Consider the following 22,916-nt stretch of genomic DNA (forward strand, 5'->3'; position numbering starts at 1 on the left):
ATTTTCAAAGTAGCTTGATATGGATTTCCAACAACTTCTTCACCAAAAACAGCGCAAATGGACTAGAGCCATTTATCTGATGGCAGCACTGCTTGTCGCGCTGAGTGCGATTTACCTAATGGTTGGCGATCTTTTCATTTCCCCTCTGGGCACCTTGTCCACGTTAGAACAAAAACTACTGGTTGATTTACGCTTACCTCGATTATTGGCGGCTATTGCCATCGGGGCAGGGTTAGCTGTATCTGGCGCAAGCCTACAAGTCTTATTGGGTAATGTATTAGCAGAGCCAGGTGTGCTCGGTATTTCTGGTGGCGCAAGCTTGGCGATGGTTATCGTACTGTTCTTCTTGCCGTTTGCTCCTACACCAGAACTGTTCATGATTGCCGCCGTTTTAGGGTCACTTTGTTTTACCGTGATTCTAGTGAGCATGGTAAAAACCATGCGACTCACCACGGCTAAATTACTGCTAGTCGGTGTCGCGTTGGGCATTCTTTCTGGCGCGATGGTGACATGGGCGTTCTATTTTAGTGATGACTTAAGTCTACGCTTATTGATGTATTGGCTGATGGGCAGCTTAGGTGGCGTCACTTGGTATCAACACTCGCTCACGTTGGTGATGATCCCCGTGATTATTTGGCTGTGCCTGCAAGGTAGTAAGCTAGATAAGTTAATGATTGGCGAAACGCATGCCGCACAGTTAGGCGTGAACGTTCCGAGATTACGCTGGCGTCTAATTTTCGCCGTGTCTATTTTAGTAGGTTGCGCGGTGGCATTGGGCGGCGTGATCAGCTTTGTTGGCTTGGTTGTGCCACACTTATTGCGTTTAGCGATTGGTACTGATAACAAATACCTTCTTCCTTTGTCTGCCGTTGCTGGCGCTGCGTTGTTGGTGTTTGCTGATATCTGTGCAAGAACCTTATTAGATTCCGCAGAGCTGCCTTTGGGTGTGATGACCACCAGTATCGGTGCGCCTATCTTCATTTGGATGTTAATTAAAAATCATGATTCAAATTAAGAGCCTGAGCGTCGGCGCTCGTTTATTACCACTATCATTTGAGCTCAAGCAAGGGCAGGTGACTCACGTTATCGGCCCTAATGGCAGCGGTAAAAGTACCTTGCTCGAAGCGATATCTGGAATTGGTGATGGTTACAAAGGCGATATAAAGATCGACGGGCAGGATTTGTCGGAGCTGTCTTTACAAGATTTATCATTGCATCGTGCTTACTTGTGCCAAAGCGCAAGGCCAGCCTTCAACTTAGAAGTGTTCCAATATCTTGCATTGTCACTACCAAGCTCCTCACACGGCCTTGATGCTGAAATCAACGCAGCTTTGGAAGAAATCAGCCAGATGCTAGACATTGCAGACAAACTTCATCGCTCAATTCAGACACTGTCTGGTGGTGAATGGCAACGCGTCCGTTTGGCGGGAATGTGCTTGCAAATTTGGCCGACGCTTAATCCTTACGCAAAGCTATTGATCCTCGATGAACCCGCAGCTCCGCTGGATATTGCGCAAGAAGCTTTGCTCTACAAACTTATTGAACGAGTGGCGGAGAAGGGTATTACCGTGATCATGGCCAACCACGACCTGAATCGCACCTTAAGACACGCCGACCAGGTGTTGCTGCTCGATAAAGGCGTACTTCAAGCATCAGGTACAGCTGATCAAGTGCTTACTCCAGAACAACTAGAATCGGTGTTCAATACCGAAGTCAAAAGTATCTCAGTCGATAATCAAACCTATCTGCTGTTTGGTTAGAGAGGGCGTTTGGCTAGAAAGAGTATTTGCTAAAAAGGTCATCTGGTTTAGCTGATTATTGGGTTAAAGACGAGCTAGTAAAGGGATCAAATATGTTTAGATACATCCAAAGACGAAGAATCAAAAAGGTGATTAAGCTGCTATCTGCAAAGATGGTAAAGAGCTACGGAAGCCGTGATTTCTTCTCTATTGGGCAGGTTGAAACAAGTTCTCGTGAGTTGAGTAAACGCCAACAACAGATTGCTTTAGCCTTGTTTGCGGATCCACAAGATCTTGCTGTTGAATTAGCTCCAACTATTCAGTTGCTGCGTAACGATGTGTCTAATGACTTCTTTGGCGGAGAAGACTACACAGCGCGAGATGTACTTAATCTATTGGGTGGCGGCGGTTGGAAGGGCGGTCGTATGGACGATGACATGTCACATCGCATGGGCATGCATAGCCGTTATTAAATATCTTCTTACTACCTAACGCCTTTATATCCCCAAAGCGGCTTAATCATAAAGCCGCTTTTTTATTCATTCCGAATAATGTTCCCTCAATCAACATAGAATACTGAAATGTCATAATTCGAAGCAACATCATCTATCTACAACGCATTTGTTTGAGTTGTGTGATGCTGATTCCTATCAATATAAAACCCGCTGTTATTGATAAAATTGACGTATATATTTTTCGTTGTTCTTTAAGTCAGAAACTATAAACCTTCGAATTACAGTGCTGGTTGGTTAGTAACCAATTGGTTTTGTGTTTAGGGTAAAATAATAGAGAGTGGGAAAGTGACAACAATAAATAATAATATTCTAAAAATAGCAGTGGGTATGGCTATGCTATCGAGTGTGCCGTCAGTGGCAAATGCTCATGGTTGGTCTGAGTTTCCAAGCGCGCGTCAGAACACGTGTTACGAGCAAGGCGGGATTTGGTCGGGTACACCACCTAATGCTGCGTGTGCTCAAGCAAAAGACATTTCGGGTTCATACCCGTTTGTTCAACGTAACGAGTACGCGAAAAATATCCAAGATTTCAACAACATCAATGCTGTAAAAGCGGCGATTCCTGACGGCACGTTATGTTATGCCAACGATTCGCAAAAACGCGGCATGGGTGCGCCTCATACTGGTTGGACTCGTACCGAGCTAAATACTGGTACGTTTGAATATGTATTCAATGCGACAGCGCCACACAACCCTTCTTTCTGGGAGTTCTACCTAACGAAACCAAACGCGGACCTAAGCAAAGGCCTAGCGTGGGGAGACTTAGATCTTATCCAAGAAGAGGGTAACGTTCCGGTTAATGGCGGCAAGTACCGCATTAATGTCACTATTCCTTCAGACCGTTCTGGCGATGCGATTCTATTCGTTCGTTGGCAACGTGATGATGCTGCGGGCGAAGGCTTCTACAACTGTTCAGACATCACTATCGCGGGTGGCACAACCCCTCCACCAGAGCCGGGTCCAGAGCCTGATCTAGTGCGTGGTGACCTGTTTGTTTCTGACCAGTTTGGCACGCCAGAAATTGGTGATACGGTTAAATACGACATCATCAACAAGTACGGTGAAGTAGCGCGTAGCTTCACCATCGTCATCGACGCTTCAAACGTTAACGATTGGGCTCGTTTGTTGGCTTCAGAAATTAACGGCTGGCATGAAGAGTTTAAAGACAGCGCGATCTTCATTGGTGATTGGCACGCTGAAATGCAGCACTACATGTACTTCCAAAACGATCCTTCACGTAACTTCTTCAACTCAAAAGATAGCCGTGCTTCTGGTCAGTTAACGTTGATTGATGGTGGCGACGGTGGTGTTGAACCATTGAAAGGTGACATCTACGAGCTAGTGAAGAGTGACAATGTAGTCAATGCTGGCGATAAGGTTGTGATTGCAACAAGCGAAGCCGCGACATTGACTCAAACTCAAGGTTCTTCAGTAAGCATTCAAAATAACGGCACGGCTTCTATCGTAGTTGATACCACTGGCATCACTGCAAACGAAACTTTATCGTTTATGGCTAGCTCGATTGAAAGCGACAGTGTTGAAACCTTCACTTTTGAAGTAATTGCCGATGACGGTGGCGTGACACCAGACCCAGATCCAACGCCGGATCCTGATCCGACTCCTGACCCAGACCCTACGCCAGATCCAGGTACGTGGGACTCATCAGCGACTTACCTTGGTGGCGAAGTCGTGACTTACTCGAACCAGTCATGGAAAGCACAATGGTGGGTTCAAGGTGGTACTAACCCTAAAGCGACTTACGAAAATGACAAATGGGGCGTTTGGCGTCCAGCCAACTAATCTTAACTATTGTTAGTTAATTAGCCTTGCAATAATAACCAAGACACCACACTTTTTGACGAGTGTGGTGTCTTTTTTAGCGTCTGCATTTGCGGTTTTGAATGTCATCAGCCTAGAAAAAGTGATTCAGGAACGGAGTCTTAATCACTCAGCACGGCTCTATAAGAAGATGAGAGTTATATAGAAAACAAGAGCTATATAACGTTTTGTAATGTGTTGACGAATTATTTCAGAATAAGGTTTTCTTTAATCTCATCGTTAAGATACCCCTGATCAAAATCTGGTGTCATAAATTCGACGGAGGAGGAGTCTAGATAGCTGGTTTCTAGATAACTCGGCTCTAGATAATGGGGGTCTAAGTGATCAGCACTTACGTAGGTGGGAATCGCAGAAAACAAAACGATACTGATCGCTGCAGCGATATTAATGGCTTTGTTACGTTGAGAAGTAATTTTCATAGTAGTGCCCTCGAAAGGTGGGCAAATCCATCTGCCTATGAGAATTGAATCTGAGATATTTAGAAGTCGTAAGACAAACCAAGTGTGATGATGCTGTCGTTGTCGATCGGGCCCATCGATTGGCCGTTCAAGTAAAGGTCACCTTCGTTGGTGTTGAAATAGGTGTATTTCACGTAGGGTGTCCAGTCGTCGATGCTCTTAGAGAGAACGACTTCGTGTTCATTGGTACGGTAGTCGCCTTGATGAAAGATTACGTTGTCATCGTTGTGGGTAAACCCGCCATTGGATCCATCACTGTTTTCGTGAGTGTATTGATAAGCTAAATTCCAGCCTGCGAGTGAGTACCCCGCACCGGCGATGAACTTATTGGTGTTGATCGTGGTGTCGCTTACATTCTCGAGTACTTGCCCTGACTGGTTATATCCCAATCCACTGAATACATTGAAGTTGTCGTTCACTTGATAATCGATAATAGCTTCGATTAATAACTCTTCACCGTTGTCCCATTTACCAAGTTCACCGTATAAGTTGAACGTGAAAGATTCGCTGATGTGAAAATCGTGCCCGTAACCCGCTGCCAACCAACCCTGGTCATCAAAACCTATATAGACTTGTCCATTTTCTGAGGTATCGATTAATGCGCCAGCTTCTGTGGTGTAGACACCGTTATCAGCAGCATTAGAGGCAACGTTTTGTTCGATGTAAACTTGAGTCGAAGTCGCAAACGCTGCGCTGCTGAGTAACGTAAGTGGTAGAGCACCTTCCGATGCAATGCATGTTGCCGATGAAGGCTCGCTAAAAATAACGCTCGGTGAAGGTGGAGGCATTATGACGGAATACACAATAAAGGATGGCCAACACGCTTTTTCTGTTATGTGTGGATACACCTCGGGTCCTTCATTTTGGGCTGATGGGAAACCAGCGAAGGTATGTGAAGAGGCGCAAGCACTAGCGGTTGCATTGGAAGCAAAAGGTGAATGGGAGGTGAAGCCAATGACTTACACCATCGCACCAGCAAGAATCGTAGTTGATAAGTGATTTTTGTCTACAGAACGCTCGTTATATCGAGCCTTGTTATCCAATCACATTGATTATTTGTAGTGAGACAGAGGGGTACTCAGGCTGAAATGCTCATGAAGTTCCCCTCAGCTTAGCTCACCTTACAAGAAGCTAAGTCAGCCAACTAATCAAATTTGTATTCGAAAATACAGAAGGTCTATCCCATGAAAAATACCATTAAGCTACTGGCTATCGCATGTGTTTTACTTACTCCAATGCTTGTCGCCGCTGCCGAACATAATCACAGTCACAATCATTTTAACCCTGAATTAGAGCAACTTGGCGACGACATTATTGGCCTAACCGTGTGTTACAAAAATGGTCATCTATCAGATGAGAATCAAGAGCCTGCGTTTATGAACCTTATCAACCACGCCAATGTTGAAGGAGAGGAGTTGGGGATGTTCTACATGGACAAATTGGGCCCTAAAGCCGAGCAAATCATGAGTGATGATGAGGCTCGACGTTTATGGACCGAAGAATATTGTGCTGATTTAACTGATACCTATTTGGACTCACACAAGTTAGCTCAAAGAGCAAATGAACACAAAGGTTATTCCCACGGACACGATCATGGTCATCACCATAATCATGACCACCATGGACATGGCGATTTAACGCCGGAGGTACTTGAGCAAGATATTGAGAGAGGGCGTTTACTCAGTATCAATTAAGCCCAATAAGATAAGTTCATCTAACCTATTGTTAAATATTCACTATTTGTTAGTGTGTTTAGGTGCACATTGAGGATGTGTTTCATATTTAGCGATGAAAATAGTAGGAGTTGCGATGAGTATTATAGTGAGACGGTCTGAGCCGTCAGATGCGAAGGGAATAAAAGAAGTTTACGAATGCACGAATGCTTATACCGGTACGCTGCAACTCCCAAATCCATCTCTGGAAAGCTGGCAAAAACGAATCTCTAATATGCCTGATAACGTGTATTCGTATGTCGCGATGATCGACGATGAGATTGTTGGCAACTTGGGAATGGAAGTGTGTGTGAACCCAAGAAGACGACATGTGGCTTCATTTGGTATGGGTGTTAAGGACGATGTGCTAGGCAAAGGTGTCGGTAGCCAACTGCTCGCAACAGCAATCGACTTGTGTGATAACTGGATTAACATCAAGCGAATGGAGTTAACGGTGTATACCGATAACGAAAGAGCGATCAGTCTGTATAAGAAGTTTGGTTTCGTGATTGAAGGAGAGTCCGCAGGATTCGCTTTCAGAAATGGCGAATATGTGGCGGCTTATCATATGGCTCGACTAGTATATCGCTCGGCTTCTAACCAAGGCTACAATTAAAACAGCTAGAGTTCTTCAATAGATAATAAAACGCCACGTTACAATAACGTGGCGTTTTCTATTTCAGTCAACTGATGCTTTGAAGCGCTTCAGTTTTAACTCTACTTAAGCTGTAAGAGGCTCAAGGTTCGCAGGACGGTAGTGTACAGATTTTAGTACTTTACCTTGGCGAACTGTTTTACCTTCCGATACAAAATCTTCAGCGCATTTAGCAATGATGTATTCACCTTTTTGAACCGCCATTAGCTTAATGTTCTGCTCAGCATAGAATGCTTCTGTTTCTGCGTATTCTGTTTCATTACGGCATACTTTGCTCATGTTGCTTGAGTGTACTTCGTCCCAGCAAGGTAAGAAGTCAATTGAACGGTTTTTGGCAACGTTCAACAGTAAGTCGATTAAGTAGCTGATCGCTAGGTTGTCTTCTACTTTGGATTGGCCAAGGTGAACCAAACGTCCCATCAAAACATAAACGCTGTCTACAATAGCGTCCGCTTGTTCGATTTTAGAGTCAGCTTCTGCAAGTTCTGTTAGCTCTTCGATCGCTAGAGAGGTATGTAGCGTATCGCCTTTTTCGTCCATTGTTTCAGGAGCAGCAACCGGCAGATCAAAAGTACTGCGGAACTCTTCAATGTCGCGGTAAAGGTGATCGTAGATTTCTTGGTTTAGTTGAGAAAGGTTCATATTCCTATCCATTTTGTTTCGTTAATGGACCATTTTAACAAAGGTAGGAATGGGGTGCTAACGCAAAGTGGAAGAACGCGACTTTTATTCATTGGACCAATGAGGTATTTTGCATACAAACTAATTGATTATTATGTTTTTTTACACTTTACTCTTCTTAATATACGAAATATTAATGTTGCCATTAATGTCAGCAGTAGTGGAATCCCATTTATGAACCAAGCCAGTGAAAGCGAAATTGTTATACGCCGCTTGTATCAAATCACCAATGATTATCGAAAGGGCTTCGACGTTCAGATTGCTCAGTTGCTCACAATGGGGCTTGAGCGTTTCGATTTAGATATTGGTATCTTATCGAAAGTCGATGGCAATACTTATGTTGTTGAACATTGTGTTACGCCTGAAGGGGTAGAACTCAATAGCGGTGACACTTTTGATTATCGTTCAACCTATTGCGAAATTACCTGTAAATCGATTGGTCCTATCTGCATTGAGCATTGTGGTAAACACGATAAGTATGCGAAGCACCCTGCTTACCAGTCTTTTGGCTTGGAGTCTTATATTGGGGTTCCCATTTTCGTTAATGATGAGCTTTATGGCACTTTAAACTTTTCAAGCCCAGCCCCCTATCATCGCGAGTTCAAAGAGTTCGATGTTGACGTGATGAGACTAATGGCATCATGGATTGAAGTGGAGCTGGTTAGAAGACAGCAAGAACGAAAACTCAAAGAGCTGAATGAGAAGTTAGAGTACCAAGCTCTGTATGATCCTCTGACACACTTGCCAAATAGACGTTGCTTGTTTAAAACGTTGAATGCGGAAGTCGAGCAGTTAAAAGGTTCTTTAGGAAAGGGAACCTTGGCGGTTGTCGACATCGACTTCTTTAAACAGGTTAACGACATTTACGGTCACCAAATGGGCGATGTTGTATTAAAGAAAGTGGCGAGCGTGCTGAGCAATAACACTCAAGAAGGTGAGTTTGTGGCGCGCTTTGGTGGCGAGGAGTTCATTCTTTGGTACCCAAATAAAACACCAAGTTGTGTTGAAGATAAGTTCATGACTCTTTTGCAAGAGATGAAGAAAATCACACTGGATAGAAAGCCTGTCACTATATCAATCGGTGCGTGTCATTTTGAGTTGAGTACAGGGGATACCAAAGGGGAAAGGATGTCGGCGTTAGATAAGCTCATCAAAGTTGCCGATGAATGCCTGTATATTGCGAAACAAAATGGACGAGATCAGTTCATTTCTCGTCCATATCATCAAGAACGCTCAGGAATATGAGCCATTTTGTTAGCGATTAACTGAACGATTAGCTGAACAGATAAGGGAACAGTTGACGACGTTCTTCCGGAGTTAAGGATTCAACTCTCGCGATGTTGGTATCAGGAATCGCTTCAGGGTTAGGGTAGTGCTTCAACACTTTTTCCATACTCGCTTCACGAATCAAATGGTAAACCGGGTACGGAGAACGGTTCGTTAGGTTTTCATCGTCTTCTGGATCCGCACCACCAAAACAATAGTCTGGGTGGAAGGTTGCTACTTGGTAAACGCCTTCCCAATCTTCTTGCTTGATCAACGCTTCAATCCAATCAATGAACATGTTGTAGTCGAAGAAATCTTGCAGCATGTTAGGTACAACAACCAAAGTCGTCTCTAATTCCGCGACTGGCGTGTTATCTAACTCTACGAAATGCGTCATGATGTCTTGCAACAACGCTTCTTCCGTATTTGCTTCACTCACAAAGATCTTAATCTGTTTATTACGTTGTGGCTTGGCTGCGAATGGACACAGGTTTAGGCCAATAACGACATCGTCTAACCACTGTTTTACTTGGTCGTGGATGGTTTGAAGATCTGTGCTTTGAGTGTTCGACATAACAGGTTCCGAAATGAAATTTTGCGTAGGATATCAGAACGGACGTCAATCAAAAGCAATAATTGAGTTACAACCTTAGTCGTACTTATGCTTGTGCAAGTTTAGACGCCGATACTTGTAGCTGTTTCAACTGGTAGACCCAAGCAAATATCGCGACATAGAAGATTGAACCGCCCGCAATCACGCCATTCCAACCGAACAGCTGCCAACAATATAAGAGTAAGAAACCACCTAAGCTCCCGCCAATGTAGTAGTGAACTAAGTAAAGTGCCGTTGCTGTCGCTTTGGCGCTCGGTGCTTTTTGACTTACCCAAGAGTAGGCAAGGGTATGGGCGAAGAACGCGCCGCCACTAATCAATAACAAGCCTGCTAGCATGAACGGAACTTTGTCGACTGCAGAAATTAGCATTCCGATTAAGCTAATACACACGCCCATCAATATTCCGCTTAACGGGTCAAAGCGAAGTGTCCATTTGTTGGAGAGCTTAGAGCTTACCGTACCGGCCAAGTAACATAGGAATATCAGTGAAGCTAAACCAACGGGTACCGAGTGAGGTTCGGATACTAGCCTAAAGCCCATTACAGAGTACAGGTTAACAAACAGCGCGAAGTTAGCACCACCAATCAACATGGCAAGCCACAAGGTACGGTTTCTTAAGTGCATTACAACGGAGCGGTTGTGATGAAAGAACAGCCCTTTTTGAGGTTTGAAGTTCTGTTGGTCAGGTAGGCGATAGGCAATAAAGAGTGCACCAAGCAATGAACCGACAACGAAAAACAGTACAGTTGCATGCCAATCGAAATAGTCTGTAATTAAGCCGCCTAATACACGTCCGAAGATTCCACCCAATGAGTTGGCCGCAATATAACCTCCAATCGCGACAGCAAAGGCTTTGGGTGTTAACTCCTCAACCATATAGGCAACCGCCACACCAGCAAACGCCGCCACAGCGATGCCCATAAATGCGCGGGCAATAACGAGTTGCAACAAGGTAGTCGTGAACACCATGCTTAACCCTATTAATGGGATAGCGAACAGACTGAACAGAATAATGGGTTTACGACCAAAGGTTTCAGAGGCAATTGCCCAAGGTACCAAGCTAATCGAAAGGCCGAGTGTTGTAGCAGCAAATAACCAGTTGATCTGAGTTTCAGATACTTGGAAGTGCTCCGCCATGTGCGGCAAGATAGGCTGAAAGAGGTAAAGGTTACAGAAAATGATAAATGAACCAATCGCCAATGATTGAGTGATACGTTTGTATTGAGGACTGCCTTTATCAAACATTTACGTTGTGCCTGCGCGAGTTAGTAAGCTATTTGTGAACAAGTTATCAGTACAGGTGTGATTAAAGAAATATATTAAAAATATCACCTCTATATATTAAATATATCGCCATGCTTGAATCAAAACCACTTCGACATTTTCTGGCTGTTGCTCAGTTTGGTAACTTCACCCAGGCGGCCAAAGCGCTGCATATCGCACAGCCTGCATTGAGTATCTCCATTAAAAAACTAGAACAGACACTAGAGTTGATTCTATTTCGTCGAGGCGATAAATCCGTCACTTTAACGGAGGAGGGCAAAGTACTGTTTGAGCATGCAAAGCGAATCGCCCAGCAGTTTGATGATGCTCAGCTCGCGATGAATGAACTAAAGGGGCTAGAAAAAGGCGAGGTTCGATTAGGCGCTCCAAGTATGATGGGCAGTTACTTTTTCCCCCAAGTAGTGATGGCATTTAAAAGCCAATACCCAAACCTAAAGTTGACCTTGATTGATGCTGGCACCGCATCGATTCGTGAAATGCTGTTAAACGGCGAACTCGATATTGGCGTAATTAATCATGAAAACGTTCCAGATGATTTGGAAACGGATCATCTGTTAAGCTCAGAAATGTTAGCTGTAGTTGGCAAAGATCACCCACTGGCAACGCAACCATCCATCACCTTTGAAGAATTTTTTGCTCAAGAGCTGATCATGTTCAAATCGGGCTACTTCCACCGCGATTTTATCGATGCGACTTGTAAGAAGTACAATCTCGATATGACCATTGCGTTCGAAACCAATTTATTGCCAATGATTCTTTCTATCGTGAAGCGAGAGTTTGCCATCACCGCGTTGCTTAGCTTGGTGACAGAATACGAGGAAGATGTCGTAGGCGTGCCATTTAAAGACCCTGTGAAACTGAACCTATCTTTGGCGTGGAGAAAGGAAGGGTATCTGTCAAAAGCAGACCGAACCTTTATTGATTTCGTTAAGCGGTATGTGTGATTTAGTAAGATTTAAATAAACAAAGCCCGAACATCCTAGGTTGGACATTCGGGCTTTGTTTGTAGAAATATAAGTCTCTTAAATCACGTTAAGTGTTCTTTGAGTTATACATCTTATCGAAGTTCTTCTGATTCCAACCGACCATCACTTGATCGCCGATCTTAAGCACGGGGATAGAACGAGCACCCATCGCTTGCAATTCTTTACGACCACGCTGCATCTTTGCATTCGTTAGGCGGTAAACAATTTTCTTAGAGTCTAAATACCTTTGGGCATCTTTACAGTGCGGGCATTTGTCTGCGACGTACAATACAACACGTTTCATTTTTTCATTCTCTTGGTGAATCTCGCTAAAGTGTAACGAATCCTAGGTGATTAGAAAAGTGTGATCAGTTACACTATGCGGCTCAATTTTCAAGACCACAACGTATTGTCGTGGTGTAACTTGTACGGTCTTTCAGCATGCATCCTTCTTTACGCTATATTCAAGGCTATCCTAAGCACATTCTTGATCCTGTTACTCAACTTGTAGAGTCGGGTAATTTGGTGCCTTGGTTTGAAGCTCGCTACCCAAAGAATCATGAAATAAAAAGCGAGAAAGCCCTGTTTGACTATGCGATTGAGATAAAAAATCGCTACATGAAAAAAACACCACCGATCAGCAAAGTGATTTACGACGGCAAGATACACCTAATCAATAATGCGTTAGGTCTGCATTCTTACGTTGCTAAGAATCACGGTGGAAAGATCAAATCAAAGAATGAAATTCGTATCGCCAGTGTTTTTAAAAATGCACCAGAACCTTTGCTAAGAATGCTGGTGGTACACGAACTGGCGCATATCAAAGAGAAAGAGCACGACAAAGCCTTTTACCAACTATGCTGTCACATGGAACCGGAATATCATCAACTTGAGTTGGATGCCCGTTTATTCATGATGTATTTAGATTTAAAGAAGTAGCCCAATGAGCCAATCACAAAATAGAACGACGCTAAGCCTGTCGAAAAACAGCACTTCATCAGCAAAAACAAAAGACAACCAAGCTGATGTTAAGCCAAGTACAGCTAAGCCAAGCAGCGACAAGCGTATTTCTACAAAGAATACATCTGATAAAAGCCGCAAGAATAGTGCACCTAAAGGCGCGGGCAATAACAAAGCAAAGCGACCTTTTGCAAAAGACAGTAAAGGGAAGCAGGGTGCAAATAAAGGATCATCGAATAAGGGTTCTTTCAATAAAACGGCTTTTAACAAGAACGCAGCTCAGAAAAGACGCTCGGCTGAAAAACCTCAAGGTGGATTACACCCAAGAAACCAGCACACTGGCCGCTATAACTTCGAGTTACTAGTTGCAGCCTTGCCTGAGCTAAAAGAGCATCTGATCAAGAATCCGGTTGGCGAAGACACCATTAATTTCTCTGATCCATTGGCCGTTAAGCTACTCAACAAAGCTTTGTTGGCGCATCACTATGGCGTTGAACATTGGGATATTCCTGCTGGTTACTTGTGCCCGCCAATTCCTGGTCGTGCAGACTACATTCACAGAGTGGCCGACATCCTTAATAGCGATGGCCAAGGTGAACCCTATAACCACGCGTCTGTGAAAGCATTAGATATTGGTGTCGGTGCAAACTGTATCTACCCAATCATTGGTGCGACAGAGTATAAGTGGCGTTGTACAGGGACAGATGTTGATTCAGTCTCCATCAAAACAGCGAACTTCATAGCGGAAAGCAACCCTAATCTAAAAGGTAAGATCCGCGCTCGCCTACAAGCTGACTCTGAATCTATCTTTAAGGGCGTGATTAAGGATAATGAACGTTACGATGTCACTATTTGTAATCCTCCATTCCACAGCTCTCTTGAAGAGGCTGAAAAGGGGTCACAACGTAAACTGGATAATCTAGCGGCGAACCGTGCTAAGAAAGCCGGTCAGTCGTTCAAGCCAGAAATGAATAAGAAGCCAGTTAAGTTAGATAAATCAACTAAGCAAGATAAACCAACCTTAAACTTTGGTGGTCAAAAAGCCGAGCTTTGGTGCCCAGGTGGTGAAGCCGCTTTCATTATGAAGATGGCGAGAGAGAGTCAACTTTTTGCTACTCAAGTTTTGTGGTTTACGACATTGATTTCTAAGAAAGATAACGTCGATATGGTTCGTTCAGAGCTTGGCAAGCTTAGAGCTAAACAAGTGAAAGTCGTCGAGATGTCACAAGGCCAGAAGGTAAGTCGCTTTATCGCATGGACCTTTATGGACGATGAGCAAAGACAAGAGTGGATCGCGCTAAAATAGCGGCTGCACTTAGTTAAGATATTAAGCTGAAATACGGACGGGCTTGTTGTTAACGCAACAAGCCCGTTTTTTTTTGTGTTTTGCATATAACCTAAGCAGAAAGCAACTCATCTAACTTACTCTGATATTTCTGCTCTAGAGCTTTGTTACCTGCTTTGTTTTCGAGATCGACCAAGATTTTAAGCGATGGAATTTGATAGCCATAACGCTGGTGGAATTTGAATAAACGGATTCGAGCGTCATTGTAATCGGCGTCACTCACTTCAATTTTTGATAACTGTAGTATCGATTTTACGCGGTTTGGATCGTGGTCAATCGCTCTGCTGAAGTAGTACTTCGCTTGGTCGGTATTGCCAGCCTTAAATGCGCAAAACGCGGCGTTTTCATAACTTGCAGACACCAAGTAATAGTAGGGTTGGTCGATGGCGCGATTGAAGTAATTATCGGCTTGTTCGTATTCGCCCTGTTTACACAAGAAGGTACCGTAGTTGTTCAATACATTGCCATTTCTTGAATCAAGACTGAGTGCTTTGCGGTAAGTGCTTCTCGCTTCATCTACTTCACCCACTTGTTCGTAGTAATGCGCCATTGAAAGCCGAGCACGGTAGTAGCTAGGTGCGTGTTTAATCGCGAGCTCAAGGTTTTCACGCGCTCTCACCATATTGCCTTGTCCCATATAGCCCAAACCTAATTCGATTCGAGATTCAGACATCGCGATAGGATCACTTTCAATCTTTGGCGGTCCTTCAGTGACAGAGACACAACCGGCCAAGGAAAGCGAGGCAAGTAGTACCACACTTGATAACGAAAGAGGGCGGGACAACGAAATCGGATTTGAAAATGATGGCTTGGCAGGCATGTGAAGCTCCTTATGAACACCAACCCATCATATGAAATCAAACCCATTGAAGTCGTAAATCTATCATGGAATGCGACCCACACACCATAAAAAAACCGCGTCCAATTCGTCGTTTTATCAACAACATACTGAACACGGTTTATGTGTTTGTGAATCGGAAGAAAGAACTTAATCGTCTTTGGTAAAGTTGTCTTCGCTGAAATGATCCAGATCGTAAGGCGTTTGTTGGTAAACGCAGTAGTTTAGCCAGTTTGAGAACAACAAGTGTCCGTGGCTGCGCCAGCTTGCAACCGGTTTGTTGTCTGGATTGTTATTCGGGTAGTAGTTGATTGGTATCACAGGCTCCATGCCTTCACCCAAATCTCGAATGTACTCATTGTGAAGTGTGTGAGAGTCGTACTCAGGGTGACCCGTTACAAACACGTTTCGCTTATCTTTGGTTGCTGCTAGGTATACGCCTGCAACATCAGAAGTTGCAAGAACATCAAGGTCAGTATGTTCCGCTAAGTACTCTTGAGAGAAGTCCGCATAGCGAGAGTGCGGAGCTAAGAATGTATCGTCGAAGCCACGTAAAATAGGGTGGTATGGGTTATGTATCTCGTGATTATAAACACCAGACAACTTCTCTTTACGCGTGCGTTTTGGCAAATCATACAGTAATTTCAAACCAGCCTGAGCCGCCCAACACACGTATAGAGTTGAAGTAACGTGCTTGTTTGCCCATTCCATGATGGTTTTCAGATGGTCCCAGTAGATAACATCTTCAAATTGAACCAAGCCAAGCGGCGCACCAGTGATGATCAATCCATCAAAGTTTCTTCCTTTGACCATTTCAAATTGGCGATAGAAGTTATCAAGGTGTTCAGTCGGTGTGTTTTTACTTGGTCGATCATCAATGCGCAGCAGCTCTACATCAACTTGCAATGGGCTGTTCGATAGTAGGCGTAAAAATTGAGTTTCAGTTTCAATCTTCTTCGGCATTAGGTTGAGGATCAAGACTCGAAGTGGACGAATTTCCTGTGTCGATGCTCTTGATAACGGCATAACGAAGATGTTTTCTTCACGAAGAACATCGGATGCTGGCAATTGGTCTGGAATGCGAATAGGCACAGCTTTCTCCCTAAGCTAGATATGTAGACGTCTATACATCTAAATCTATAGTAGTTTGATACGCTTGTCGATATGCAAAATGGATAGATGTAAATTATTTGTGTTTTCTATCAGAAGCAATCCACGCGCTTCGAGGGGAGTCTCATTGTATTCAGTGATTGTCTGAGTCGTGTGTAAGTACTTGGTTTTCGCATGCTGAGCAGAGGCAGTTATCAGAGCAACTCGTTACTATTTACGATAAACTCATGTTTTCAAATTAGCCTGTACAGTGACAGATGAAGTTAATACTCATTCGAGGGTTGCCCGGTTCTGGCAAATCAACAAAAGCAAAAACCTACGATGCATTGCATGTCGAAGCCGATATGTATTATGTGAATGAGCAAGGTGAGTACCATTTTGATCCTAGGCAGCTGCAACAAGCTCATGAGTGGTGTCAAAACACAGCTGAAAACGGCTTAAAGCAAGGGTTTGATGTGGTTGTTTCGAATACCTTTATTAAGCATTGGGAAATGAAAGCCTACCGCCAACTTGCACTCAAATATAAAGCAGAATTAATTATCGAAGTGTGCCGAGAGCAATATGGCACTATTCACGACATTGAACCTTCAGTAATTAAGCGTATGGCGAAAGACTGGCAAGAATAGCCTCGTTCTTCTTCTGCTTGCGTGGCTGAATGGCAAATAGAATTAAATTAATAGAACAACTTCAAGGTAACGATTGAAATGGCAAAGCGCTCTGTTGTGGTCGACATGACTTCTTATGGTATCTATTCCACATGGGATTCCAAATCTAAAGATCTTCCAAAAATCCAAAAGTTCACCACTACCGTTGATGCCGAAATCGATGTGGAATTTGGCTATATCTTGAATATCAAGAAAGCCAAAGGCGAAAAGATTCGTTACTGCATTTATCACCCAAACATCACCACAGACAAAGGTGAAGTGCTCGAACCGTTCGATGGTGAAGAGTATGTCGGCAACAATGACTGGGATTTCTACTTAGGTGACACTATCTGGGCACCTGTCTCGAACAAGTTAGGTAAATGGCGCATGACGGTTGAGCTAAAAGGCAACATTATTGCTGATAAGACATTCGACCTCGTAGCAAAAGACGAAGGCCAATTCTGGAAGCGTAGAGGGTTTTAGATTCGACCTTCTATGTTCACCTAAATAGCAAAAAGCCGAGCATCGTGTTGATGTCTAGGCTTTTTTCATTGTGCTAGATAGAAGTGACTACCCAACTAATGGATTCGATTATTGCGTTACGTAAGCCACAACAAACTCAGTGATTGCGACCATGTCTTTCACTGCAATGTACTCTTCAGTGGTGTGAACTTTCGCCATACCAGTAGAAAGGTTAACTGTTGTCAGGCCTTTTGCGTTGAAGTTGTTTGCATCGCTACCGCCGCCAGTGCGTTTAGTGTTCGCTGTGACGCCAAGCTTCTCAAACGCCGATTTGATAGAAAGAATGTGCGGATGATCGTCTGCAATAACGAATGCATCGTAAGCACGAGTTGATTCGATTTCTACTTCAGCGCCGAACTGCTTAGCACTTTCTTGGAATGTAGAGATCATATGTTCAACTTGAGCCGTTAGCTTTTCGCCGTTTAGAGAACGTGCTTCAGCCACGACTTTAAGCTCTGGCATTACGATGTTAGTTGCTTGACCACCTTCAACAATACCAACGTTTGCTGTCGTTTCTTCATCGATACGAAGTAGGTTCATCTTAGTGATTGCGTCTGCAGCAACCTGAATTGCGCTGATGCCTTCTTCTGGTGCTAAGCCAGCGTGAGCAGGGCGACCTTTGATGTTAGCTACAATCTTCTGTTGGCCAGGCGCTGCGTTTACGATGGTGCCAATTGGGCCGCCTGTATCCAGTACGATTGCGTGCTCAGATTGAATGTAAGACATGTCGAAGTTCAAAGAACCGAACAGACCGCCTTCTTCGAATACAGTAAACGCAATCTCGATAGTTTTGTGCTCTTGGCCTTCTGCTTTGATGCAACGAACCGCTTCCATGATAGCTGCGATACCAGACTTGTCGTCACCACCTAGAATTGTGTTGCCTTTTGAACGGATGATACCGTCTTCGATGATTGGCTCAATGCCGATGCCTGGCGTTACTGTGTCCATGTGGCAGCTGAACACTGTGCTACCTGGAAGAGTGCCATCTAGACGAGCGTAGATGTTGAAACCATTAGACACTTCTTCAGGAACCGCCAGTTTGTGAACTTCAAAACCTAGTTCACCGAGTTGCTCAGCCAAAGCTTCAGCAATCGCTTTTTCGTTACGAGATTCACTATCAATTTTCACTAGATCGCAGAAATGTTCTACAAGACGTTGTTCATTAATTTGGGTCATTGTTAATTCTCATTATGCTTCCGCTTGTTCAAAAAGAAGCCGCGGAGGTAGGAACAGGAAAATCACTATAACGCCAATGAGGTAGATGATTGTCTGAGTTAAATCAAGAAAGTTGCCTGATTATTCTAATTAATGAGAAAAACCCAATTCAGATCCACCAGTGCGCAGGATTTTAATCTGTATATCTGTCGGGTATAATGTTTGACCGCTCTTAAAAAAACGTCAATAAAATTGGAATTCAATCAATAATGGCCCTGATAAATGAATAGAAACAATGTGTTAGGTTCATTCCTTTTCGTGGTGCTGATGAGTATTGTGCTGGGGCTGTATTTGCTCTATCCAACTTATGACGACGATTTAAAGCATATTCGCCCTGAAAACCCGAGTGTTTATAGTCCAGAGAAAGAGTTATCACTCTCTCAATATGGATCTGCGTTGATCGATATTCTCGATGTATCTCGCGGTGACCCTAATTTAGCTTCCCAACAACTTGAGGCTCTCCAAGCCAAGTTCCCAGACCAAGATAAAGCCATCTATCGTGCTTACGAATTGATGATTTTGTCCAACCTCGCGCAACATAAGTTGGATACCGAAGCGGTTTCCGAATACGTCAGGCAGATTAAAGCACTCGCACAACACGAACATATGGGTTGGCTAAAGGCCCAATCTCTCGTTGAATTGGCGATTGAATACATCAGTAAGGGTGAGCTAGCGGAATCTGAAATCCAAATCAGAGCAGCGATAGATATCGCAGAATCGCTTCACTATGAAGAGTTGTTGATTAAGGCCTATAACACGGCTGGTGTCATCAATAACATCCGCAATGACTTTCCTGAAGCTCAATACTTTTTCCATAAAGGTTTAGACCTTGGTAAGAAGTACCCTCATCACATCTACAACAGCAAGTTAGTGTCAAATATGGCACTGCTTTATATCTATTTGGAAGACTGGCCTAAAGCGCTCAAGCTGATTAAAAGAGCCAAAAAGCTCTATTACAAGAGTGGACTACTCGAAGCGTCTACCATCGGCGTGCTGCATGTGAATGAGTCTTTTGCTTATCTGCGCAGTGGTGATTTAGTCAAAGGCCGAGAAGCATATCAAAGTGCGGCTAAGCTAAATGGCGATAACGTGAGTGAACGATACAAAATCATCCTATTAAAAGCAGAGAGTGATGTGTTGTTGGCGGAAAAGAACTTTGAGTCAGCACGACAAGTCGCAAACTTGTGTCTTAGATACCCAGGAGTGGACAAATACACACTTCAATTGGGGCAGTGTTACCTAAATAGAGCCTTAGCGAACATTGGTTTGAACCGAGATAATTTTGTTTTTGCTGATCTAAAGCGATCGTCTGCAATGTTCGATGTTGTGGGGACTCGCAGCTGGAAGGTCCTCGGCTTAAGAACACTTGCTGAATACTATGATTCGAGAGGCGACAGCGAGAACGCACTTCGTTACTTCAAACTCTATTACAAGGGCAACAAAGCGCTGCTATTTGATAAGCGCCAGAGTGATATCTTTTTACTAGAGCAAGATTTCGCTACAGCATCATTAGCTCAAGAAAACGAACTGCTTAACGCAGAAAAAGAGTTGGGTGAGCTGACATTAGATAAGCAGCAATTACGGAATCGAATCGTCGTCGCTTTGGGTATCATGGTGATGATAAGCGCCACGTTACTATTGATAAGGTTACGCTCGATCCAGAAGACCAACAAAGAACTACTTAAGCAATCAACAAGATGCGAACTGACAGGCTTATACAATAGGCGTTACTTAGAGCAACGGTTAACTCAGCCGATGCCACATCATTTGTCGTCGTTTGGGTATACGCTCGCTATTCTAGATTTAGACCGCTTCAAACAAGTTAATGACACTTATGGCCATGATATTGGTGACCAAGTGCTGGTGGAAGTCGCTAAGCGTTTAGAGAAAATCTTATCAACAAACGATGTAGTGGCAAGATGGGGTGGGGAAGAGTTTGTTTTGTTGCTGTCTGGTTCCATTGATCCTGAGCAACAGTTGAACGTTATCCGTTTAGCTATTTCTGAAACACCCATTGATACGCACTCCGGCTCTTTAGACCTCACCACATCGATAGGAGCGTCGATTGGTATTGTTCATGAGCAACTCAATCAAGATACTTACAAGAAGTACCTCAAAGCCGCGGATGATGCACTATATCAAGCGAAAGAGTCGGGTAGGAATCAAGTCATCATTGCTGAAAGTTAATCGCTAACCTGGAAACAAAAAGCCATTCTGATCTTCGTGAGATAAGAATGGCTTCTGGAACACTCTGAGATCGCTAATATCAAAATTTGAGTGAGAAGTGGGGTTTACTTAGCGATATGTCGAGTTTATCTATATCAACATTTTCTAAATGAGTTACTTAGCGACACCTTGAAGCATTTCAACCAATTCGCCTTCTGTCGCTGGTTCGCTAGCGAGTTCAATCACAGCCGAAGCTCCTCCCTTTAACATGTAGGCTTGGGTTCCACAGTGGTCATAGTGGAACCATTTACCATCTACACATACGTCGGTATAACATCTTGGGTCTTGTTTAAGTTCCATATCAATTTCCTTATTAACATTTGCCTAACGTTTTTCAGACTAGTTGATCACAAATCTAGGTAAATTGATCTAAATCAATCTAGAGTGTGATTGATGATTTCATTATCAAAATAAGAGAGGTGTGTCTAGCGAAGGAGCGACCTCTCGTTGGGCACTGCGCTCAAAGGTCGTGATTCTGGTTGGCAACTCTCGCTCTTTTGCTTGCCAGGTGATGCTTTTCTACATACGCTAGCTACTCTCTTAATCCCTATACAGACTTGATTGTGTTGGAAAATGACTAATATCTTTATCGTTGTAATTGTTCTGGTTGTGTTCTTTTACTTTATTCAAAAGTATGTGGTGAAACACGATGACACCAAAGACCACGCTTATCAGAAGAAAGGCGCGTTGATGTCGGCGCAACAGGCGACATTCTATAATGCGCTAAAATCAGCTGTGGGCAACCATGGGGAAGTGTTTGCTAAAGTCAGCATGTCGAACGTACTTGTTCCTGCTAAGACGAACAATAAGAAGAATTGGTTTATCGCCAACAACAAGATCTCACGTAGTTACTTCGACTTTGTTGTTTGCGACCCGCGAACGCTAGAGCCCCGCGTTATTATCGAACTTGATAACGGCAAAGAGCTCAATAAAGGGAAAGTCGATCGCGAAAAGCTACTAATTCACGTGTGTAAATCGGCAGGTTTACCTCTGATTGGTGCATCTATTAAACACAGCTACCAAGTGAGCCGTTTGAAGAGGTTACTGGCAGCACACATCGATTTAATCGAGCCATCAAAAGAAGTGCGATTTTGTAAGAAGTGTGGTAGCCCAATGATCATCAAACTGGCAAGCCAAGGCGATTACAAAGGCCGACGCTTCTTCACTTGTAGCCGCCAGCCAAACTGCACCTATACCGAAAACTACAACGTTGTATTCGATGTTGAAGAATAGTTGGTATCGATAGTAATGCATCCGGTTGGACTCCATTCAATCGCTTAGATACGAATAAGTTATACAAACTAAAAAGCCGAGCATTGATTATGCTCGGCTTTACTAATATTAAGTGGATTGGTTTAGACTAAAACGCGTAACGCATACCGAGCTGTAGCTCATCTTCGTCGTTATCGCCTTGCCCACCTTCGCCCTCGTCTAACATGTTAAACTTATAACTACCAAAGAAGGCCACATCGCCAATATAACGTGCGTATTCTAGACCGATAAAGTTAATGTCGTAATCTGCAATATCGTCAGCTTCAAAGTAGCTGTAGGTCAGGTTGACGGTGTTGACACCAAACGAGTATCCCAAGTAAGCATCGGCAGAATCGTAGTCTGAATCTTTTACGCCTAGACCTGAAATACTACCAAATTGATAGAGTGCGGCGAACCAAACCCCCTGATCGTTGGTGTACTTAACCGCACCAATATAGGCATCAGAAGTTTCTGTATCTGTCCCAACGCCATAGGTTTCATCACTTGACGCATAACCGACGCCAATATCTAACCCAATCGAAGTGCTGCCGGCGACAACTGCACCGAAGCCGTCACTTTGTGCTGATTCACTATCTGAATTGAAATTGCCATCAATTTGAAAGGTGATGTTGTCGCTTGTCAGTTCATAACGTAAAACATTTTTTGCTCGATCAGCAGTCGACACCGTGTATTCATTGATATAGCCGCTGAAGGTTTCAGCCATATCCGTCCAATCGGTTAAGTAGGTAACGGCATTATTTTGGTGGCCATAATAGACGTTACCGTGATTGGTTTGAACACCCGTATATAAGAATCGAGTGTTAATGCCGATATCATCTGATGCGCCATCTTCAGACTCTGTTAGTTCGAATTCATATTTCCCAAAAAAGGAAACATCGTCCGACGCTTTTTGTGTGCCATCGACACTTAAGCGGACACGTGATCTATCACTATAGGTGCTACTATTACCAGCACTTTTATTCGCATCAGAGAAATTCCCTCGAACTTCTGCGCGGCCGCCGATATTGAATACTGTTTCATCTGTCTCATAAATGGTCGCCGCCGATACGGCAGGTG

General features: G+C 43.7%; 26 protein-coding genes. 15 read left to right on the plus strand and 11 right to left on the minus strand.

Annotation, left to right across the window (positions count from 1 at the left end):
• Positions 1-19: 19 nt before the first annotated feature.
• The 4 genes from btuC (at position 20) to A136_RS10370 (ending at position 4,054) form a co-directional block, all read left to right on the plus strand.
• Positions 20-1,015, plus strand: coding sequence for a vitamin B12 ABC transporter permease BtuC (gene btuC / locus A136_RS10355; RefSeq protein WP_017065523.1), 996 nt, complete (start codon positions 20-22; stop codon positions 1,013-1,015).
• Positions 1,002-1,760 (plus strand): vitamin B12 ABC transporter ATP-binding protein BtuD, encoded by a 759-nt coding sequence (btuD, locus tag A136_RS10360; protein WP_017065524.1) that lies wholly within the window; start codon positions 1,002-1,004, stop codon positions 1,758-1,760. The genes btuC and btuD overlap by 14 nt, the downstream gene beginning before the upstream one ends.
• Positions 1,761-1,852: 92 nt before the next feature.
• Positions 1,853-2,212 carry a DUF6559 family protein gene (locus tag A136_RS10365; protein ID WP_017065525.1) on the plus strand — a complete coding sequence of 120 codons (360 nt, stop codon included), beginning with the start codon at positions 1,853-1,855 and terminating at the stop codon, positions 2,210-2,212.
• A gap of 375 nt (positions 2,213-2,587) precedes the next feature.
• Complete coding sequence (locus tag A136_RS10370) at positions 2,588-4,054, plus strand: lytic polysaccharide monooxygenase (protein ID WP_029235313.1); 1,467 nt, start codon at positions 2,588-2,590, stop codon at positions 4,052-4,054.
• A gap of 224 nt (positions 4,055-4,278) precedes the next feature.
• Here the strand turns inward: A136_RS10370 and A136_RS10375 are convergent, their stop codons facing one another.
• Both A136_RS10375 and A136_RS10380 read right to left on the minus strand, forming a co-directional pair.
• Positions 4,279-4,512, minus strand: coding sequence for a hypothetical protein (locus tag A136_RS10375; RefSeq protein ID WP_017065527.1), 234 nt, complete (start codon positions 4,510-4,512; stop codon positions 4,279-4,281).
• 59 nt (positions 4,513-4,571) lie between these two features.
• A complete protein-coding gene (locus A136_RS10380) occupies positions 4,572-5,339 on the minus strand; it encodes a hypothetical protein (RefSeq protein WP_017065528.1) in 768 nt (255 codons plus the stop codon).
• Position 5,340: 1 nt separating this feature from the next.
• Here A136_RS10380 and A136_RS10385 point away from each other — a divergent pair, with 1 nt between their 5' ends.
• From A136_RS10385 to A136_RS10395, 3 genes are all read left to right on the plus strand, one after another.
• The gene (locus tag A136_RS10385; protein WP_017059164.1) at positions 5,341-5,550 is read left to right on the plus strand and encodes a hypothetical protein; all 210 of its coding nucleotides are present in this window, start codon (positions 5,341-5,343) and stop codon (positions 5,548-5,550) included.
• Positions 5,551-5,735: 185 nt separating this feature from the next.
• Positions 5,736-6,245 carry a hypothetical protein gene (locus A136_RS10390; protein ID WP_017059165.1) on the plus strand — a complete coding sequence of 170 codons (510 nt, stop codon included), beginning with the start codon at positions 5,736-5,738 and terminating at the stop codon, positions 6,243-6,245.
• A gap of 115 nt (positions 6,246-6,360) precedes the next feature.
• Entirely contained in the window at positions 6,361-6,879 is a 519-nt protein-coding gene (locus A136_RS10395) for a GNAT family N-acetyltransferase (protein WP_029235315.1), read from the plus strand.
• Between the two features lie 105 nt (positions 6,880-6,984).
• On the opposite strand, the gene A136_RS10400 is transcribed toward A136_RS10395, so the two are convergent.
• Positions 6,985-7,560, minus strand: coding sequence for a nucleoside triphosphate pyrophosphohydrolase family protein (locus tag A136_RS10400; RefSeq protein WP_008217561.1), 576 nt, complete (start codon positions 7,558-7,560; stop codon positions 6,985-6,987).
• Positions 7,561-7,773: 213 nt separating this feature from the next.
• On the opposite strand from A136_RS10400, the gene A136_RS10405 reads away from it, so the two are divergent.
• Positions 7,774-8,844 (plus strand): sensor domain-containing diguanylate cyclase, encoded by a 1,071-nt coding sequence (locus A136_RS10405; RefSeq protein ID WP_017065530.1) that lies wholly within the window; start codon positions 7,774-7,776, stop codon positions 8,842-8,844.
• 28 nt (positions 8,845-8,872) lie between these two features.
• Here the strand turns inward: A136_RS10405 and A136_RS10410 are convergent, their stop codons facing one another.
• Both A136_RS10410 and A136_RS10415 read right to left on the minus strand, forming a co-directional pair.
• Entirely contained in the window at positions 8,873-9,439 is a 567-nt protein-coding gene (locus tag A136_RS10410; protein ID WP_017065531.1) for a DUF1415 domain-containing protein, read from the minus strand.
• An 85-nt stretch (positions 9,440-9,524) separates the two neighbouring features.
• Positions 9,525-10,724: an MFS transporter gene (locus A136_RS10415; protein WP_017065532.1), complete on the minus strand. Its 1,200-nt coding sequence runs from the start codon at positions 10,722-10,724 to the stop codon at positions 9,525-9,527.
• Positions 10,725-10,834: 110 nt separating this feature from the next.
• On the opposite strand from A136_RS10415, the gene A136_RS10420 reads away from it, so the two are divergent.
• A complete protein-coding gene (locus A136_RS10420; RefSeq protein ID WP_017065533.1) occupies positions 10,835-11,707 on the plus strand; it encodes a LysR family transcriptional regulator in 873 nt (290 codons plus the stop codon).
• A gap of 88 nt (positions 11,708-11,795) precedes the next feature.
• Here A136_RS10420 and A136_RS10425 read toward each other — a convergent pair whose 3' ends face one another.
• Positions 11,796-12,032 carry a glutaredoxin family protein gene (locus A136_RS10425; protein ID WP_016786183.1) on the minus strand — a complete coding sequence of 79 codons (237 nt, stop codon included), beginning with the start codon at positions 12,030-12,032 and terminating at the stop codon, positions 11,796-11,798.
• 137 nt (positions 12,033-12,169) lie between these two features.
• On the opposite strand from A136_RS10425, the gene A136_RS10430 reads away from it, so the two are divergent.
• The gene (locus A136_RS10430; protein WP_017065534.1) at positions 12,170-12,667 is read left to right on the plus strand and encodes a YgjP-like metallopeptidase domain-containing protein; all 498 of its coding nucleotides are present in this window, start codon (positions 12,170-12,172) and stop codon (positions 12,665-12,667) included.
• Between the two features lie 4 nt (positions 12,668-12,671).
• The gene (gene rlmF / locus A136_RS10435; RefSeq protein ID WP_017065535.1) at positions 12,672-13,994 is read left to right on the plus strand and encodes a 23S rRNA (adenine(1618)-N(6))-methyltransferase RlmF; all 1,323 of its coding nucleotides are present in this window, start codon (positions 12,672-12,674) and stop codon (positions 13,992-13,994) included.
• A 91-nt stretch (positions 13,995-14,085) separates the two neighbouring features.
• Here the strand turns inward: rlmF and pilW are convergent, their stop codons facing one another.
• Positions 14,086-14,853: a type IV pilus biogenesis/stability protein PilW gene (gene pilW, locus A136_RS10440; protein ID WP_017065536.1), complete on the minus strand. Its 768-nt coding sequence runs from the start codon at positions 14,851-14,853 to the stop codon at positions 14,086-14,088.
• Between the two features lie 168 nt (positions 14,854-15,021).
• Entirely contained in the window at positions 15,022-15,963 is a 942-nt protein-coding gene (metA, locus tag A136_RS10445; protein WP_017059174.1) for a homoserine O-acetyltransferase MetA, read from the minus strand.
• Positions 15,964-16,238: 275 nt separating this feature from the next.
• Here metA and A136_RS10450 point away from each other — a divergent pair, with 275 nt between their 5' ends.
• Together A136_RS10450 and A136_RS10455 are read left to right on the plus strand one after the other, a co-directional pair.
• On the plus strand, positions 16,239-16,607 hold the full coding sequence (locus tag A136_RS10450) for an ATP-binding protein (protein WP_017065537.1): 369 nt from the start codon (positions 16,239-16,241) through the stop codon (positions 16,605-16,607).
• Positions 16,608-16,685: 78 nt separating this feature from the next.
• Positions 16,686-17,108 (plus strand): DUF3859 domain-containing protein, encoded by a 423-nt coding sequence (locus A136_RS10455; RefSeq protein WP_017065538.1) that lies wholly within the window; start codon positions 16,686-16,688, stop codon positions 17,106-17,108.
• A gap of 108 nt (positions 17,109-17,216) precedes the next feature.
• Here A136_RS10455 and A136_RS10460 read toward each other — a convergent pair whose 3' ends face one another.
• On the minus strand, positions 17,217-18,323 hold the full coding sequence (locus A136_RS10460) for a M20/M25/M40 family metallo-hydrolase (RefSeq protein WP_017065539.1): 1,107 nt from the start codon (positions 18,321-18,323) through the stop codon (positions 17,217-17,219).
• Between the two features lie 261 nt (positions 18,324-18,584).
• On the opposite strand from A136_RS10460, the gene A136_RS10465 reads away from it, so the two are divergent.
• The gene (locus tag A136_RS10465; protein WP_017065540.1) at positions 18,585-20,549 is read left to right on the plus strand and encodes a tetratricopeptide repeat-containing diguanylate cyclase; all 1,965 of its coding nucleotides are present in this window, start codon (positions 18,585-18,587) and stop codon (positions 20,547-20,549) included.
• A 153-nt stretch (positions 20,550-20,702) separates the two neighbouring features.
• Here A136_RS10465 and A136_RS10470 read toward each other — a convergent pair whose 3' ends face one another.
• Complete coding sequence (locus A136_RS10470; RefSeq protein ID WP_017059179.1) at positions 20,703-20,888, minus strand: hypothetical protein; 186 nt, start codon at positions 20,886-20,888, stop codon at positions 20,703-20,705.
• Positions 20,889-21,161: 273 nt separating this feature from the next.
• On the opposite strand from A136_RS10470, the gene A136_RS10475 reads away from it, so the two are divergent.
• Entirely contained in the window at positions 21,162-21,821 is a 660-nt protein-coding gene (locus tag A136_RS10475; protein WP_017065541.1) for a DUF2726 domain-containing protein, read from the plus strand.
• 127 nt (positions 21,822-21,948) lie between these two features.
• Here the strand turns inward: A136_RS10475 and A136_RS10480 are convergent.
• Positions 21,949-22,916: porin (locus A136_RS10480; RefSeq protein WP_017065542.1), on the minus strand; the 968-nt coding region annotated here is incomplete at its 5' end.

It is taken from the genome of Vibrio crassostreae 9ZC13, assembly GCF_000272045.2.
Taxonomy (GTDB): Bacteria; Pseudomonadota; Gammaproteobacteria; order Enterobacterales; family Vibrionaceae; genus Vibrio; species Vibrio crassostreae_C.

What these genes read in the sequence shown, in the direction of transcription:
- btuC (WP_017065523.1), top strand. Translation starts at nt 20, where the DNA reads ATGGATTTCCAACAACTTCTTCACCAAAAACAGCGCAAATGGACTAGA.
- btuD (WP_017065524.1), top strand. Translation starts at nt 1,002, where the DNA reads ATGATTCAAATTAAGAGCCTGAGCGTCGGCGCTCGTTTATTACCACTA.
- A136_RS10365 (WP_017065525.1), top strand. Translation starts at nt 1,853, where the DNA reads ATGTTTAGATACATCCAAAGACGAAGAATCAAAAAGGTGATTAAGCTG.
- A136_RS10370 (WP_029235313.1), top strand. Translation starts at nt 2,588, where the DNA reads ATGCTATCGAGTGTGCCGTCAGTGGCAAATGCTCATGGTTGGTCTGAG.
- A136_RS10375 (WP_017065527.1), bottom strand. Translation starts at nt 4,512, where the DNA reads ATGAAAATTACTTCTCAACGTAACAAAGCCATTAATATCGCTGCAGCG.
- A136_RS10380 (WP_017065528.1), bottom strand. Translation starts at nt 5,339, where the DNA reads ATGCCTCCACCTTCACCGAGCGTTATTTTTAGCGAGCCTTCATCGGCA.
- A136_RS10385 (WP_017059164.1), top strand. Translation starts at nt 5,341, where the DNA reads ATGACGGAATACACAATAAAGGATGGCCAACACGCTTTTTCTGTTATG.
- A136_RS10390 (WP_017059165.1), top strand. Translation starts at nt 5,736, where the DNA reads ATGAAAAATACCATTAAGCTACTGGCTATCGCATGTGTTTTACTTACT.
- A136_RS10395 (WP_029235315.1), top strand. Translation starts at nt 6,361, where the DNA reads ATGAGTATTATAGTGAGACGGTCTGAGCCGTCAGATGCGAAGGGAATA.
- A136_RS10400 (WP_008217561.1), bottom strand. Translation starts at nt 7,560, where the DNA reads ATGAACCTTTCTCAACTAAACCAAGAAATCTACGATCACCTTTACCGC.
- A136_RS10405 (WP_017065530.1), top strand. Translation starts at nt 7,774, where the DNA reads ATGAACCAAGCCAGTGAAAGCGAAATTGTTATACGCCGCTTGTATCAA.
- A136_RS10410 (WP_017065531.1), bottom strand. Translation starts at nt 9,439, where the DNA reads ATGTCGAACACTCAAAGCACAGATCTTCAAACCATCCACGACCAAGTA.
- A136_RS10415 (WP_017065532.1), bottom strand. Translation starts at nt 10,724, where the DNA reads ATGTTTGATAAAGGCAGTCCTCAATACAAACGTATCACTCAATCATTG.
- A136_RS10420 (WP_017065533.1), top strand. Translation starts at nt 10,835, where the DNA reads ATGCTTGAATCAAAACCACTTCGACATTTTCTGGCTGTTGCTCAGTTT.
- A136_RS10425 (WP_016786183.1), bottom strand. Translation starts at nt 12,032, where the DNA reads ATGAAACGTGTTGTATTGTACGTCGCAGACAAATGCCCGCACTGTAAA.
- A136_RS10430 (WP_017065534.1), top strand. Translation starts at nt 12,170, where the DNA reads ATGCATCCTTCTTTACGCTATATTCAAGGCTATCCTAAGCACATTCTT.
- rlmF (WP_017065535.1), top strand. Translation starts at nt 12,672, where the DNA reads ATGAGCCAATCACAAAATAGAACGACGCTAAGCCTGTCGAAAAACAGC.
- pilW (WP_017065536.1), bottom strand. Translation starts at nt 14,853, where the DNA reads ATGCCTGCCAAGCCATCATTTTCAAATCCGATTTCGTTGTCCCGCCCT.
- A136_RS10450 (WP_017065537.1), top strand. Translation starts at nt 16,239, where the DNA reads ATGAAGTTAATACTCATTCGAGGGTTGCCCGGTTCTGGCAAATCAACA.
- A136_RS10455 (WP_017065538.1), top strand. Translation starts at nt 16,686, where the DNA reads ATGGCAAAGCGCTCTGTTGTGGTCGACATGACTTCTTATGGTATCTAT.
- A136_RS10460 (WP_017065539.1), bottom strand. Translation starts at nt 18,323, where the DNA reads ATGACCCAAATTAATGAACAACGTCTTGTAGAACATTTCTGCGATCTA.
- A136_RS10465 (WP_017065540.1), top strand. Translation starts at nt 18,585, where the DNA reads ATGAATAGAAACAATGTGTTAGGTTCATTCCTTTTCGTGGTGCTGATG.
- A136_RS10470 (WP_017059179.1), bottom strand. Translation starts at nt 20,888, where the DNA reads ATGGAACTTAAACAAGACCCAAGATGTTATACCGACGTATGTGTAGAT.
- A136_RS10475 (WP_017065541.1), top strand. Translation starts at nt 21,162, where the DNA reads ATGACTAATATCTTTATCGTTGTAATTGTTCTGGTTGTGTTCTTTTAC.